This is a genomic window from Pseudomonas sp. GW822-FHT02G04 (assembly GCF_058802085.1).
On record NZ_JBXANU010000019.1, the window covers coordinates 23,667 to 37,919 of the forward strand.

Sequence of the window (14,253 nt, forward strand, 5' to 3'; positions counted from 1 at the left end):
GCGCAACGAACAATCCTGGCTGCTCGGAAGACGGTACAATCTAGGCATTCTGCCAGTATGACTACCAGCTTTCGTTACGGACAAACCATGGATTACAGACGCATTAGGGGCAAGGATTCAGGGCAACGCCTCGCTTTCGAAGAACTCGTTTGCCAGCTCGCACGGCGTGAACCACCAGCCGCTGATGCGGAATTTAGGCGAATAGAAGGGGCTGGGGGGGACGGGGGTATCGAGGCCTACTGGTTGCGTAGTGACGGAAGCAAGATTGGATACCAAGCCAAATACTATTTAAAAGCAGGCGAAATTGATTGGGCCAATATTGACGATTCTGTTCAACGAGCCCTGCAGTCACATCCATCCTTGACCAAATATGTTGTGGCCTTAGCTTGCGATCTGACTGATAAGACCGGGAAAAAAAATAGCGGGAAAAGAGGCTGGGAACATTGGGAAACTCATAAAGCGACATGGGCATCATATGTGCCATTGGGGCATACGGTCGAATTCATTCCCTGGACAGCCTCAGATCTGAGTAATCGACTGACCCTTCCGAGTGCCGAAGGACTAAAAAGGTACTGGTTTGGTGACGTTGAGTTCTCACCAAATTGGTTTTCAGAAAAAGTTGAATGGGCCGTTAAGTCTCTCGACGAGAGATATCATCCAGACGATCATGTGGAGGTCGGGATTGAAAGGTTATTCAAGGTAATCCTACATGACCAGGGGATCCTTTCCGAGCTTCAGGCCAAGATCGATAAACTTTCTTCTTTGGTCAAAATAAGCAATGTGGCGAAGCTATTGGGGAAGGCTAGTACCCACTTAATAGAAAACATCACATCCCAGGTTGGTACGCTTAGAGAGCTGAGGCAAAGATTCACCTCTGACGCCTGGCTTGCTTGGCCGCTTGAGGAGTGTCTTGGGCATGTTGAAAGTATCTCGGACGACGTCCATTCCCTCCAAAGGGTCGCTTGGGAGGCAAAGGAGGAAATTCGAAAAGAAAAAACGTCCGGCGACCATTCCTTAGACTATCTACAACATCAGCTAAGCGAGCTGAGTGACGCATGTTACGTGTTCAGATCATCACTTCAGGACAGGTATCTCTCTGCAGAACCTAGCCGCCGCTTTTTTCTCTTCGGGGAAGCTGGAATAGGAAAGTCTCACTTACTCGGCAGCATTGCTCAGCAAGCTATATCAGACGGCAGAGTAGCCATCCTGATACTGGGGCAGCACTTAAATAATGACACTGTCTGGGGGCAAGTAACTAACAGGTTGGGCCTCGGTGATATCGATTCAGACGTTTTACTTCAGGCATTGAGTGCTGCTGCAGAAGCTACGCATAAGCGTGGCTTGATTTTGATTGATGCTTTGAATGAGGGGGCGGGCATAACTCTTTGGCGTAAGGAGCTTGCAGAGTTTATCGGTAGGATCGAAAAGTATAAAAACTTGGTTGTCGTGTTCAGCTGCCGGACGGAGTATACGCAATACGTTATACCCGCTACTCTCAAGGAGACAGTGCCATCATTTTACGTTCGCGGCTTTACCACTCCTGAAGAGCAAACCCACGCCGCACGGATGTATCTTAAAAAACGAGGAATTTCACAGCCAAACACTCCTTGGTTAGTTGCCGAATTCATCAATCCGTTATTTTTGAGAAGTGCCTGCATTGCCCTCGAGAGAGAGAATCAAAAGTGGTTCCCCAGAGGGCTGACAGGTACGAAAAAGGTTTTCTCTTTTTACCTGAAAAGTATTGCTCGAAATTTAGGTGCGGGAAGGGATGGTAGTGATGACCTCGTAAAGCCAACCAATCATGCACTTTCATTAATTGCTACGGAGATGGCCGCAAAAAGGCAAGACTATGTTCTGCACTCAGATGCCATACGAATCGTTGCTGAAAGATTTCACGCCTTTCCTGCTCCATTAGGAACAACCTGGTTTGAGGTGCTTCAGCGAAATGGGTTGTTCAGGATTGATCCAGACCCAAAAAGCCGAGAGGCTGACCCATTTGACTCAGCCGAAGACATCGTTCGCTTTAACTTCCAAAGGTTACAAGATTACTTAATGGCCTCAGGGCTTTTGGATGAAGTTAAAGACCCTGCAGAAGCTTTGGAATGTGGCTCGCTGCGATTCGTTCATAATGGTAAACGTCTTCATGGAAAGTGGGCTGGATTGGTGGAGGCGCTCTCTGTACAAATTCCGGAACGCTTCCAAATAGAGCTGCTAGATGCCATGCCGGGCGATGTAGATCACTGGGCAAAAGCACACTCTGTTGGCAGTGCATTTATCGAGAGTCTCCGGTGGAGAGCCAACGAAGCATTCGGCAAACGTACGCTTGAGCTCTTCAATTCTTTTCTACTGGAAAGCGAAGAGCATTTCGACATTATCCTTCAGGTGAGCGCAAGCGTCGGTCACCCTTGGAATGCGAAATCCTTACACGACCGGCTAGCTGCTCAGAGTATGGCCAAACGGGATGCATCATGGACTGCTCAGCTAAACAGCCTGCCCATGGACGAGGAAAATACCGCTCAGCGATTGATTGAATGGAGTGCCTTTGAGCAGAGCGACCAAACTGATCCAGAGACTCAGTATCTCTGCGCAATAACCCTGACTTGGTTTTTTGCAAGCTCCAATCGGGAACTGCGAGACAAAGCCACCAAAGCACTCACGTCGCTCATGATTTGGAACCCCAGCCTGTATGGGATGCTTTGCATGGATTTTGCCCGTGTGGACGATCTCTACGTCCTTGAGCGTCTGCATACTGCGGCCTATGGCGCATGCTGCATCGATCCAGGGCCGCATCGACTAAACACCTATTCTGAGATCGCGAATACAGCGGTTTTTGACAGAGAGGTTGTACCGCTGTCGATCATACTCAGAGACAGTGCATTGGGCATTATTGAGCTCGCGTTGCTAAATGGTCACCTGCCTGAACAGGTTGATATCGTGAAAGCGATGCCTCCTTATCACTCCAAAACCGTCAGACTTTCCGTGTCCGAGGACGCCCTCGAAAAAGTTGCAAAGCGGGCTGGAGACTCCCAGATTCTGGATTCTTGCACTGGCTGGGGAGGCGATTTCGCGAGCTATCAAATCCAACCTAGGGTCAGCTCATTTTTGAACGTACCACTGGTTTCGCCTGAGCCACTCAGCGCTACCGAAATTTATGAGAAGTTCGAAGATGAGGTCATTAACCACTGCGAGCTGAGGACTCGCGTCCTAAAATTGATGCATGATTTTAGCCCTAATCCCTTCAGAGATATCAGGCTCGGTCTTTCTGAGCAAGACGTTGAAGAAAGCTCAAAAAACTTCAAGATGGCTGAAAGGCTGCTGCTGGAGCTCTTAAGCTCTGAAGAGCGGATTAGATATAAAAAAGAATATAGAAAACGCTTCAAGTCGCCTAGAAATGCTCGTGAACAGCTTCCTCAAATCGACATGAATTCGGCAAAGCGCTGGGTCGCTAAACGAGCCTATAGCTTCGGCTGGACGAAAAAGCTGTTTCCACATGATCGTAGCCTTCGGCATGACTACAGTCGTGATCGGCCATTAGTTGAGCGCATAGGGAAAAAATACCAATGGCTTGCTCTCGATGAGCTTCTCTGCAGCCTGGCCGACAACAGATGGTTATCGGAAAGGACTGAGCAGGGATCGCGTCGGTATGCCTACCCATTGGACATCGGTACTCATCGAGAAATCGATCCAACCATTTTGCTTGCTGACGAGCGCAGTCGCCCCCAAAGACAATACCCTTCGGTTGAGAAATTTGAGATATCAATTCGAGAGACTCTCGAAGCGGATGTGGGGAAATGGCCTTTTGAAGAGGAACCTTCAACCGGCATCATGAACCTAGTTAGCCGTGAGGATTTAACCGGTGGGACGTGGGTAGTCCTGCACGAACATCGCTCAGTAACCGAGCGATACGAAGAGAAGCAAGGTCGGGAGCATGGCTCCAGGCAAGCACAGTGGCGCTTCCTATTGCCAGTAGTCGTTAAACAAGAAGACGAACAGCAGCTTCTCGATTACATCCGGACGACGCAAAAGCTGGACGTTGACTCATGGACTGCACGCGATTTCACCAACGATGGTTATCTCAGAGAGGCGCCATGGCGCTCGACATGGGCTCAAGAGCAGTGGTCAATCTACTACTTTCACGACTTGGGTGAGATAGAGGTCGCTTATCCCTGCTTTCGTCACTACTGGGAACCACATCTGGATGTCTCAATGCCCGAAGGCGCTCAAGCTTTGATGCCAGCGCCTTGGCTTGCCCAGCGGCTCAACCTAAAGCCTGATCCTGAAGATGCAAATATCTATGTGGATCATGCTGGGGAAACGCGCTTCGTTTGCGGCAGAAGCCCAGGCAATGGCTCCCACGCGTTCATAGACCAACAGCTTTTCCAGACATTCCTGAAGGAGGATGGGCTCGCTTGCGTATGGATCTTTGTCACGGAACGTAGCGCTTGGCCGGGCGGTGAAAACACCAATGCATCTCGGCGACGCTCAGAAGGCGTGGTGTGGCACGAGCGCGGCAAGCCACAAATGCTTCAATGGAGCGATGACTGGGCCAGGGGGGAATCAAAACGGTATGTTCCAGTAAAGTTGTAGCTGATCCGACTTATCCACAGATGCCCGAATAGCGCTTGAATAACGATCCACTGGCGGTGCGGTAGGCAAGCTGGCATATTGCCTTTTTCTGAAACTACCCGTTGCTTGATATCGACCCGCTTGAGGCCCCCTTAGGGGCTGGCTCCCATAGTTGGTTTTAAGCACCGCTCGACTGTCGATAAGGATCATCTTTGATGCGGTTTCAAATAGAGTCAGTCTGGGCTGATGGAAAAAGAGTGCCTCTGAGCGACAGCCCAACAAGCGAATGGACGGATAACACATTTACGATGGTCGTAGGTCAAAACGCTGCTGGGAAAAGTCGGCTATTAAGAAAAATCGTTAGTACCTATGTGTTCGCAAGGCAAGACAGGCCTTATTCTGAAGCTTTGACGTCTCACTTCATCAGCGCACCTGAAGACCCGTCGAGGTATACAGGTACATTCACTGAGCACTTTAATGCACCTTATCAAGTCCGAGACCATCTGAAAATTCCGGACTCTTCAGAATCGTATAATTGGCCTCGCCAGATACCATTAAGTGAAGTCACAGAGGTTTCAAGCCTCTATTTTGTTCCACAAAAATTTGGCCAATCAATAAATACCCAAAACGACGAAGATGTACAGCTATCTATAGGGTCTGCTGTTTGCCCTACACATGTTATCGCAGTATCAACAGGGCGCCATGACCGATTTCCGAGCTCGAGCCAATCCAAGAAAAAGCCTAGTGGCATTAAGTATAGCTATATCGGATCAGATCGACCAAATGGCAGTAGCGTACCCAGCAGCCTCTCGTCACTAATAGACGGAGTTATGAAGGGACAGCAAAATGCATACAGGCTTTCTAATATATTCGAATATCTTGGATTCGCACCCTATTTAGACGTAAAGCTAGCCTTAGACATTAAGCAATTCAATAGGTTGCCGGACGAAGAGAAATCAGAAATATATTTCAACTGCACCCCGGAAATTATTGATTATCTGTCAGATGAATTCAGTTACCTTCCTTACGATGACGACCACAGATATAAATTCTATGACACATTAAAGCGCCAAAAAAAATCCCACCTAGAAATTTATCTCTGGGATTTAGATGCGGGAGCTGGAAAAAACCTACTCAGTGATCTGTCAATACTTTTAAGATTTGGGATTATAAAGATATATGATATAACACTACTCAAAAACAGCAACAAGTCCCGACTGCGACTAAGCCAAGCAAGCTCAGGCCAGCAATGTATGCTTACGATGATGCTGGGTATCGCTGGCTCTATTCAAAACGGTTCATTAATCTGTATTGACGAACCGGAAATCAGCCTTCACCCGCAATGGCAGAGCAGCTTAGTTAAGCAACTTCAAGAAGTTTTTTCTGATTATCACGGTTGCCACTTCATCATTGCAACGCACTCACCTCAATTAGTTTCAGGGCTCGTTACTGATAATGGATATGTATTAAGTCTCGAAGAGGGAAGGCTTTATAAGCCCTATGAGTATGCAAAGAGATCTGCGGACTTCCAGCTCGCAGAGATATTCCAGTCGCCAGGACAGAACAATGAATACTTATTGCGCACTGTTCTTATACTTCTCACAAAAATCGCTAAGCGAGAAGATTTTAATCAGGATGATAGGGAAACGGCAACGAGGTTATTTAAGCTCCAGAGCAAAATGAGTAACGTAGATCCGGTTTATCACCTGATCAGCCAGCTCGGGACACTATACTGATGAAGCCGATAGTCTTTAGCGTGGACGATTCCGACTACATTAAAAAGTACGATGGGACAAGCCATAGGATATGGAACGAAACCACTGGGCCGATGGTTCCTCTCAGAGCTTCAATTCGGAAACACTATCTGGAACAACAAGGCTATAAATGCGCCTATTGTCGAATGCTGAAAAGAGAAAACCACGGGCTGAGCTGGGATGTGGAGCACATTATTGCAAAATCAGCACATCCTAGATTTTTGTTTGAGCCAGAAAACCTTGCTCTCGCATGTAAGGAATGCAATTTAAGCAAGCTCGACCAAGATGTGCTGACTGGTGCGCTCAGACCAAAAGCGTTTTACCCTAGAGATAAAGAATCCTACAAAATCATACACCCTCACTACGATAAGTATGAGGATCACATGGAGATCGCAAACTTCTCAGGGAAAGTTATATACATGCCAAAGAACAAGCACAAGGGCAGAGAGACATTTATTGCGTGTAACCTGCTGAGGTTTTCGTATGAATATGGTGAATGGAAAGATTTTAGTTACGCAATAACCAAGAAAGTTAGTGATTTTCTGAACAGTTGCGCGCCCGATGCAACCCCCCAAGAAATATCAAAATTTCTCGGCACGATAAACTTCACCATTAATCCAGACTTCGCTGAAAACCATGCACCCTGAACATTTCAATCTTTTTAGGCAGCATGAGGCCGTTTCCGGAAACAAAAGACCGGCCCTATGGGCGGTCTGAGCACTCTAGCAGGAAGATCAGAAAAAATTACTTTCGGCCCATCGTGGGCCGGCGCGCTCCTGTTGCGATCATGGCCTATATCCGAGCAACTCCTCTAGGTGCATCCAGCGAAAGCAGCCTGGTGATCGCCGTTCCGAAGGCTATTGCGAAGTGGATTTTCCTGACCTATGATCAGGGCCAGGCGGTGATGGTCGCCTGGCGCCTGTTTCGCGAAGCAATAGCCCATGATTTAACACCTTCCCGCATTACATCGGCATGTCCCTAACCAGACGCTGCCCGGTGAACAGGCAATCGGACACCTAAGCGTCGTAGATTTAGGAACCATTGCCATGTCTGATTTTTCCCCGCTAAACATCTTTAAATCTCAAGCTAAACAGCTTGCTCGTGATCAGGGCCTGAAGCTTTCTGTCGCTCAAGAAACCTTGGTGCGAAAAGCAGGCTTCGCTGATTACCATGAGTTTTCTGTAGTCGCCCAACGGAACACCAAGGATCCGCGTCTGATGGTGGCTGTTTTTGGGATCAAAGACTTCTCCCAAGCGATCCATGAAGACGATGTCTACGCCGACCTGGATCTAGAACTGGAGGATCAGCTCTCCGGCGCGATTGCGGATACCAATGCGAGTGGATTCAGGGTTGATGCTCTTGAAGTTGAAACCGCTGACTATAGCGACGCAACCGGGAAGCTTACTTTAGAAGTCTCCCTGACCTACCAGGGGCAGCAAGATCAGGAGAGGATGTATCACGGTGCAGCGTTCTATCTTAAAGCCACGGTGGAATTGCTACGCCGTGATGGTACATGGTTGCTTGCCGAGGAAGGCGTGGCCATCTCCAGCAGTGAGTCTGATGCTGATCGCGACCGTAGGTCTGAGTGGGAGCACTGGGCCCAGGTCGAAGAAGCTGAACGCGGCAACGGCATAACCTTGGCCCAAGCCTTGGCGAGCGAATTGGGAATATCTGTCGAAGATGCAGAGCTTCTGTCCGACGCGGAAATCACGACAAATGAATCGGATGAGGGGCTCGTATACAACTACTGGATCAACCTTGAACCTGTAGCGGAAGGTAAAGTGAGAGCAGACCTGATTGCGCGGTTTGGCTCTTTGGAATACGAGCTAGGCCCGAACTTCTTCGACGATATTAATCACGAATTCTGAGTCTGATGAAGTGGTGGCCGGCCACAACGCCGGCCATTCAAATTCGCCCTCTGACGTATCCGACCAGTTCAAAACAGGCTGCGTATGTCGACCAGAACCATGATGCTGGTGCAAGACCGTGGCGCATGGCCACTTTCCAACTACGCTGAGGAGCCATGCCCACCGTAGACAGGGAATTCTCACCATGCACTCCTTGAGCAAAATACACATCAAGAACTTCCGCTCGTGTAAGCAAGTGATCTTGCCGCTGGGCGATTTCACCCCACTGGTCGGTCAAAATAACGCGGGGAAATCCACGATTCTCGACGCGATTAGATTGGTACTAGCACCAAAGGCATTCGCGAAAACAGACGCTAATGACCCCAATCAGCCTGTCATCATTAGCGCCTGTGTGTCAGGGATTACAGAGGAGCTGATTGCGCAAATTCCTGAACCCAAACATCAAGCCGCGATTACCCCCTACTGCATCAACGGTGACCTTTGGATAAGGATTTCTGCGTCAGGCTCGACTAAACCGACCACGGAAGTCTGGGAAAATGCGGAGCTAGATGAGCAAGGTCTGCCAACTTCTTGGCGCTCCTATCCGACGGGCCTGCCTCAAGCCATTTCGGCATTGTTACCCGAAGCGTTGCATATCCGCGCCATGGACGATGTCCAGGAAGACTTAGGCAAAGGCAAAGCTGGCAGCACAATTCGTGGGCTGCTGGATGAAATTATGGCGCCCATCCTCACCGCCCACCAAGAGGTTCAGGATGCACTCACAGCGGTCAGGAATATCCTGGGAGCTGACGGTGAGAATCGATCCCCTCTACTGACTGAGTTCGACACCAATGCCACCAATGCCCTCTCAAGCTTCTTCCCTGGTTTGCTGTTAAACCTGGACGTACCATCAATCGACGTTAAGGAGTTTTTCAAGAGCGGTGATCTAAACGTGACCGATGAGATATCCGGTCAAACCAGACGTTTCGACACCTTGGGCAGCGGTGCGCAGCGTGCGATACAAATGGCGTTGATCCGGCTTTTGGCCGACATCCGAAAAACCCGCGATCATGACCTTGCCCGTCGCCTCCTGCTCATCGACGAGCCCGAGATTTTCCTCCACCCACAAGGTGTCAGAGGCCTTAGGGAGGCACTGCATGTGCTTTCAAAATCCGGCTACCAAGTCGTGTTCACCACCCATTCGCCATTGATGGTGAGCAGGGATAACGCGCCTGAAACGGTGATCGTGCGCAGATCAAGAGAGAATGGTTCCGAGGTTCGCATTCCGATGGGAGCGGCGGTTGCGCAAGCTATGGCAGAGGCACAAGCCCAATCTCGAACCATTTTTGAGCTCGGAAATATTGCTGAGATCTATTTCGCTGAAAAGGTAATTCTCTGCGAAGGGAAAACCGATCAGAGGCTGCTACCACTCATCTACGAAAAGCTCTATGGCGTCAGGCCTGAGCTCGAACGGATCTGCTTTGTTGCTCTCGGTAGCTGTACTTCCATTCCCAAGGGTTTTTCCGTCCTGACGGCAATGGGGATCAAATGCGGTGTGATCGCTGACTTAGATTTTGCATTCACTCATGCCAGAGGGCCCTGGCTACCGAAAGAATGCGAAGAGATGGATAACGTCAGATCTGTGCTTCAGGTCGTCGGCCAAACCGAAGGTTTCCAGATCGGAGGTAACGGAATGCCTCAGAACTCCAGAAGCGGCTCAGCAGCTGAATGTTGGGCTGCTTTTGCGAGAAATGCTGACGGCCAAGCTCTCGCGAATGCTGCTCATGAAGCAATGAAAGGTTTTGCAACTTGGGTCTGGCCAATGGGGTGCATTGAGGATGCTTTGAACATTGGGGAGAAGGGAGAGGCAGCCATAATCGCTCAAGAAGACAATATCCGGAGCTGGCAGCCGGAGATAATTGATCAAGAATATCCCGTTTTCCGAAGCACCCTCGATTGGATGCGAGCTATCTAACAGCACGTTTCACCGTAATGCTTCCATCTGGGAGCATTACTGCAGCTTGACCGCCGCGCCTGCTACTTGGCATTCAAATCAATCCTGTGCGCTTCGATATCAGCGGCCAGGAGCACTTTCTCCAAGGCCGTGCGTCGGTAGTCCTGCAAAGCCTACTAAGCGACGCCTTCGGCGACCTCCCTGCCTCGTAGTTTAATCGCGACTCACGGTATACCCGCTTTGGTCTTCCCCCTTTCGGGGAACGGCTGTCGTGAACCAAACCCCTGCTGCGCCGGGTTATGGCCTACAGGCGTTCTTCCTCAGGTCTTTGGCCCATCGTGGGCCGGCGCGCTCAGCTTGCACTCGAGGTGCACTTCACAAATGGGTAGAGATCAGGGGCACTGGCCAGGCTCGGTAGAAATCACCACGCTTTCTAGACACCTCTCCATACCCAAAAAATTAAATTGTTCGTAGTATCCGACTCCATCATGGAGTCGACCTACAGTGAGTCAGCGGAGTACAAGGATGGTGTTACAGGCAATCGTAGATGCGGAAGTAGCGTTACTCTTGGACTGCCGCAGCGTATCGACTGATTTTTTTTGAGCACGCACTTCGAGTCGTGGCGCAAACCGGACGCATACATCACTCAAAGATGCATTGCCCAGATCCGCGTGAAACCTTAAGGAATAGCAAATGAATGATTCATCAGAACCGAGTGTCCTGTCTTTGATAGAAACCGTTGCGAGTGGGATACCAGAGCCGGTAAGGAAGTCATTTTTCAAAGCTGTATCGGATCTACTCGGTGGGTTAATAGCAGTTCCGATTGCAAAGTTGGAACAATATACCCAGGCAATCAATGACACTACCCAGGCGAGATCCATGGTAGGGGCCGTCTTGGCAAAAGCTGCGGTGGATGAGGCGAGCAAAGACGTAGATCTGATGAAGGTGGCGGCTGAGATTTACCTACCAACTACGATTCGAAAGGCAAAAAACCGCCTGAGCGTAGCGCACAGCGCAGCTGAGCATTTGGAAACTGACGCCGCCAGTGATAGTGGGTCGGCATCCGAACCCCCGAATGACGACTGGATGAACAGCTTCATGCGGTTCGCTGAGGATGCATCTTCAGAGCGCCTGCAAGATCTGTTTGGTCGAATACTTGCTGGTCAAATCCTACATCCAGGGTCGTTCGGTTTAGCAACGCTCCGTGCTTTAAGCGAGTTAGATCAAGAGATCGCCAACGACTTTAGTCACGCTTGGGCCAAAAGCGTCGGGAGCGCTGTTGATTACAGCGCGGAATGGAAACGAGGCGACGACTTTTCGAGATGGCAACGACTTAGTGAGTTCGGTTTGATGGCGCCTACGAGTGCTGTGCAGTACCTCCCTCCATTCAAACCGTTTTCAAATGATTCAGCTTTATGGTCACCTTTCTCCGTGGATGGGACGACAACGCTCGTATATTTTCAAACGGGATCGACGTCACAATGGGCCTACATTGACTTCACACGTGTCGGTAGAGAGCTTGGACGATTACTTCCGAAGCCTGATTACCAAGAAAATATACGGCGGGCGGCGCTTCGCCTGCCCCGGATCGGGGTTACACGTTTAGAGCTACTCTGCGATGGAAAACCCGCCGAGGTGCTCTGGCGGTCTCCATCGTAGAAATCCCTACAAAACTTTGCTGATACCTTGAGGGCATAGCGCGTGAACCCATAGATCATTAAGAAATGCAGTGCTGGTTTGGACTGCGACCATCATGAGGTCGTATTAACGGGCCATCGCGCAACTGTCATTCACATCAATCCTAAGTGCGTCGACATCAGCAACCGAGAGCACTTTCTCCAAGGCCCTGCGTCGGTAGTCCTGCAAAGCCTACTAAGCAAGGCCTTCGTCGACTTTACTACCTCTTAAATCGATGACGATTCGCCTGATATTCGGTTTGTGCTTGCCCCCAGTCGGGGTACGGCTGTCGTGAACAAACTCCTGCTGCGCCGGGTTATGGCCCTACGGGCGTTCATCCTCAAGTCTTTGGCCCATCGTGGGTCTGCGCGCTCCGCTTGCGCTCGATGTACATGTCACAAATGGATAGGTCAGTAAGCCTTCTAGCCAGCTCAGCAGCGTCGCCTACATCGACTTGACCGATACCACTTCCACATATTTGTACTTCTTCCTGGCAGCCTTCACAGCCTCTTGCTCGGCAAGCAACGAGCTCAACGTGTCGGCCTCGTGAGTCAACTCCTGCATCTTCCCCTCAAATTCGTTCCCAACCCGGAGCGTGACCCTAAGCCTGGGCGTAAACGCTTTCGCCGCTTTCTTCTTTGCTACGGGAGCAGCTACCGGCTTCGTAAAGACAACCTCTGGCACAGGCTCCTCTACTACAGGAGCAGACATCTGCTCTTCGGGCTGAGGCGTACCGAACAGGGCACGACGCATTTCTTCTTCAGTTAATTCAGAGTTCATACAACATCTCAAAGGGCGGAGCTTAGCTCGACAATTTCTAATAGGATTGAAGCACACCCTCTGAGCCCAGATGCTCGAGAGCCATCTCTCATGGGTGACCTTCCTGCGCCATATGTAGGCGAGCCCTAGTCATCACGGAGTTCTAACAGCATGAGGCTCTTTCTCGATTGCGAGTTTACCCAGCTCTCAGCGTCAGCGAAGCTTATATCGCTGGCATTGGTGGCCGAGGATGGGCGCGAATTCTACGTGGAATTACTCGACACATGGCGAGAAGCAGAATGCAGCGACTTCGTCGTAGAGATCGTACTTTCGCAGCTCTGGGGCGGAAGCTATGCACTATCGATCATTGGAGCAAGGTCAGCGTTGCTCGAGTTTCTCGCGTCGTTCGACGAAGCCTTGGAGATTGTCACAGACGCTCCACAGTACGACTGGGAGCTTTTCTGTGAGCTCGCATATGCCGAAGGGAAATGGCCAAGGAATGTCCGAAATCACCCCACTGACGCTACCACTCTAGATGCCATAAGCGACGGGATTCCACTTCCACATCACGCTCTCTTGGATGCCCGTATCATCGCTAGCATGTTCGCCCCAGGGAGTCCAAAGAAAGGGCTACCCTGATAAGGCGCATGGATTAGAAGTCTGTATTGGCCAATCGAGTGGAGCGAAGTATGAAATGGAAGGCACGTACGTCGGAGCAAGTCGCGGAATTGATCTGCGGTGACAACACGAAAGGCTATTTCCGTTACCTCACAGGCCCAAACCTTACTCGATTCTTCAGGGATGCCGATACTGAGTTCGTCCATGACGGTTCAACGCGGCGATTCTGGGTCGCGGATGTTCTGCAGAAAATCCTAGACTTCCCAAACTCTAATCCATTGATGCCACCGGATGCCATGCTCCGTGTGATTCGCCTTCTCATGGATAGTGAGGATGCCTTCAACGAAAAGCCACCCCGTTTGGAGGCGCTCAAGGCTCTGAATGGCGCGATTAAACGGGAGGGCTTCGAAGCTTTCTACGGAGATGACGACCAGTGCTATCTGCGTCACTGCGGCACCGGCGCAGTTGGGAATGAATCCGCGAGTCCCCACCGTCCTCTTTCTGCCGCAGAAATTGAGAAGAAAAACCAGCTGATCTCGTACCTTGCTCAGTGCTCTGAGGACGATCTGATCGAGCATGTTTTGCTTCCACTATTCCGGCAGCTGGGTTTCGCTCGGATCACGTCTGCTGGCCACAAGGACAAAGCCTTGGAGTATGGGAAGGACATCTGGATGAAGTTCACGCTTCCTACCCAGCACGTCATCTACTTTGGCATTCAGGTGAAAAAGGGAAAGCTTGATTCCTCCGGCGTAACGAAGGCAGGACAAGCCAACGTCGCCGAGATCCATAACCAGGTGCTGATGATGCTGGGTCACGAGATCTTTGACTCAGAGCTCAACAGACGCGTTTTGGTTGACCACGCTTTCATCGTCGCGGGTGGAGAAATCACCAAGGCTGCTAGAAATTGGATCGGTGGCAAGCTTGACCAATCCAAACGAAGTCAGATCCTCTTCATGGACAGGGAGGACATCGTTAACCTCTTCGTGGTATCGCCTTTGACTGCGCCGCAGGTGCCGAGAAAAACAGCCATACAGTTCGACGACCCAATCCCCTTCTAGCTGCATGTAGGCACTTCGAA

The 14,253-nt window shown here is 50.3% G+C and carries 10 protein-coding genes; 9 read left to right on the forward strand and 1 reads right to left on the reverse strand.

All coding sequences use genetic code 11. The features are described 5' to 3' along the window. The first annotated feature begins 87 nt into the window (after nucleotides 1–87). The 7 genes from AC1RO5_RS21395 (at nucleotide 88) to AC1RO5_RS21425 (ending at nucleotide 11,780) form a co-directional block, all read left to right on the forward strand. Nucleotides 88–4,587 (forward strand): NACHT domain-containing protein, encoded by a 4,500-nt coding sequence (locus tag AC1RO5_RS21395; RefSeq protein WP_493177481.1) that lies wholly within the window; start codon nucleotides 88–90, stop codon nucleotides 4,585–4,587. Nucleotides 4,588–4,781: 194 nt separating this feature from the next. Beyond that, entirely contained in the window at nucleotides 4,782–6,302 is a 1,521-nt protein-coding gene (locus tag AC1RO5_RS21400) for an AAA family ATPase (protein WP_493177483.1), read from the forward strand. After that, nucleotides 6,302–6,967 carry an HNH endonuclease gene (locus tag AC1RO5_RS21405; RefSeq protein ID WP_493177484.1) on the forward strand — a complete coding sequence of 222 codons (666 nt, stop codon included), beginning with the start codon at nucleotides 6,302–6,304 and terminating at the stop codon, nucleotides 6,965–6,967. Before AC1RO5_RS21400 ends, AC1RO5_RS21405 begins: the two co-directional genes overlap by 1 nt. Nucleotides 6,968–7,107: 140 nt before the next feature. Continuing rightward, on the forward strand, nucleotides 7,108–7,302 hold the full coding sequence (locus AC1RO5_RS21410; RefSeq protein WP_493177486.1) for a hypothetical protein: 195 nt from the start codon (nucleotides 7,108–7,110) through the stop codon (nucleotides 7,300–7,302). A gap of 64 nt (nucleotides 7,303–7,366) precedes the next feature. Then, the gene (locus tag AC1RO5_RS21415) at nucleotides 7,367–8,188 is read left to right on the forward strand and encodes a hypothetical protein (protein ID WP_493177488.1); all 822 of its coding nucleotides are present in this window, start codon (nucleotides 7,367–7,369) and stop codon (nucleotides 8,186–8,188) included. A gap of 184 nt (nucleotides 8,189–8,372) precedes the next feature. Beyond that, nucleotides 8,373–10,142, forward strand: a complete 1,770-nt coding sequence (locus tag AC1RO5_RS21420; protein ID WP_493177489.1) for an ATP-dependent nuclease — start codon at nucleotides 8,373–8,375, stop codon at nucleotides 10,140–10,142. A 672-nt stretch (nucleotides 10,143–10,814) separates the two neighbouring features. Next, nucleotides 10,815–11,780: a DUF2806 domain-containing protein gene (locus tag AC1RO5_RS21425; RefSeq protein WP_493177491.1), complete on the forward strand. Its 966-nt coding sequence runs from the start codon at nucleotides 10,815–10,817 to the stop codon at nucleotides 11,778–11,780. 462 nt (nucleotides 11,781–12,242) lie between these two features. Here AC1RO5_RS21425 and AC1RO5_RS21430 read toward each other — a convergent pair whose 3' ends face one another. After that, nucleotides 12,243–12,578 (reverse strand): hypothetical protein, encoded by a 336-nt coding sequence (locus tag AC1RO5_RS21430; RefSeq protein WP_493177493.1) that lies wholly within the window; start codon nucleotides 12,576–12,578, stop codon nucleotides 12,243–12,245. Between the two features lie 150 nt (nucleotides 12,579–12,728). On the opposite strand from AC1RO5_RS21430, the gene AC1RO5_RS21435 reads away from it, so the two are divergent. Together AC1RO5_RS21435 and AC1RO5_RS21440 are read left to right on the forward strand one after the other, a co-directional pair. After that, nucleotides 12,729–13,196, forward strand: a complete 468-nt coding sequence (locus tag AC1RO5_RS21435) for a hypothetical protein (RefSeq protein ID WP_493177494.1) — start codon at nucleotides 12,729–12,731, stop codon at nucleotides 13,194–13,196. 50 nt (nucleotides 13,197–13,246) lie between these two features. Beyond that, complete coding sequence (locus AC1RO5_RS21440) at nucleotides 13,247–14,233, forward strand: hypothetical protein (protein ID WP_493177495.1); 987 nt, start codon at nucleotides 13,247–13,249, stop codon at nucleotides 14,231–14,233. Nucleotides 14,234–14,253: the final 20 nt, after the last annotated feature.

What these genes read in the sequence shown, in the direction of transcription:
- AC1RO5_RS21415 (WP_493177488.1), top strand. Translation starts at nt 7,367, where the DNA reads ATGTCTGATTTTTCCCCGCTAAACATCTTTAAATCTCAAGCTAAACAG.
- AC1RO5_RS21420 (WP_493177489.1), top strand. Translation starts at nt 8,373, where the DNA reads ATGCACTCCTTGAGCAAAATACACATCAAGAACTTCCGCTCGTGTAAG.
- AC1RO5_RS21430 (WP_493177493.1), bottom strand. Translation starts at nt 12,578, where the DNA reads ATGAACTCTGAATTAACTGAAGAAGAAATGCGTCGTGCCCTGTTCGGT.
- AC1RO5_RS21405 (WP_493177484.1), top strand. Translation starts at nt 6,302, where the DNA reads ATGAAGCCGATAGTCTTTAGCGTGGACGATTCCGACTACATTAAAAAG.
- AC1RO5_RS21400 (WP_493177483.1), top strand. Translation starts at nt 4,782, where the DNA reads ATGCGGTTTCAAATAGAGTCAGTCTGGGCTGATGGAAAAAGAGTGCCT.
- AC1RO5_RS21440 (WP_493177495.1), top strand. Translation starts at nt 13,247, where the DNA reads ATGAAATGGAAGGCACGTACGTCGGAGCAAGTCGCGGAATTGATCTGC.
- AC1RO5_RS21395 (WP_493177481.1), top strand. Translation starts at nt 88, where the DNA reads ATGGATTACAGACGCATTAGGGGCAAGGATTCAGGGCAACGCCTCGCT.
- AC1RO5_RS21425 (WP_493177491.1), top strand. Translation starts at nt 10,815, where the DNA reads ATGAATGATTCATCAGAACCGAGTGTCCTGTCTTTGATAGAAACCGTT.
- AC1RO5_RS21410 (WP_493177486.1), top strand. Translation starts at nt 7,108, where the DNA reads ATGGCCTATATCCGAGCAACTCCTCTAGGTGCATCCAGCGAAAGCAGC.
- AC1RO5_RS21435 (WP_493177494.1), top strand. Translation starts at nt 12,729, where the DNA reads ATGAGGCTCTTTCTCGATTGCGAGTTTACCCAGCTCTCAGCGTCAGCG.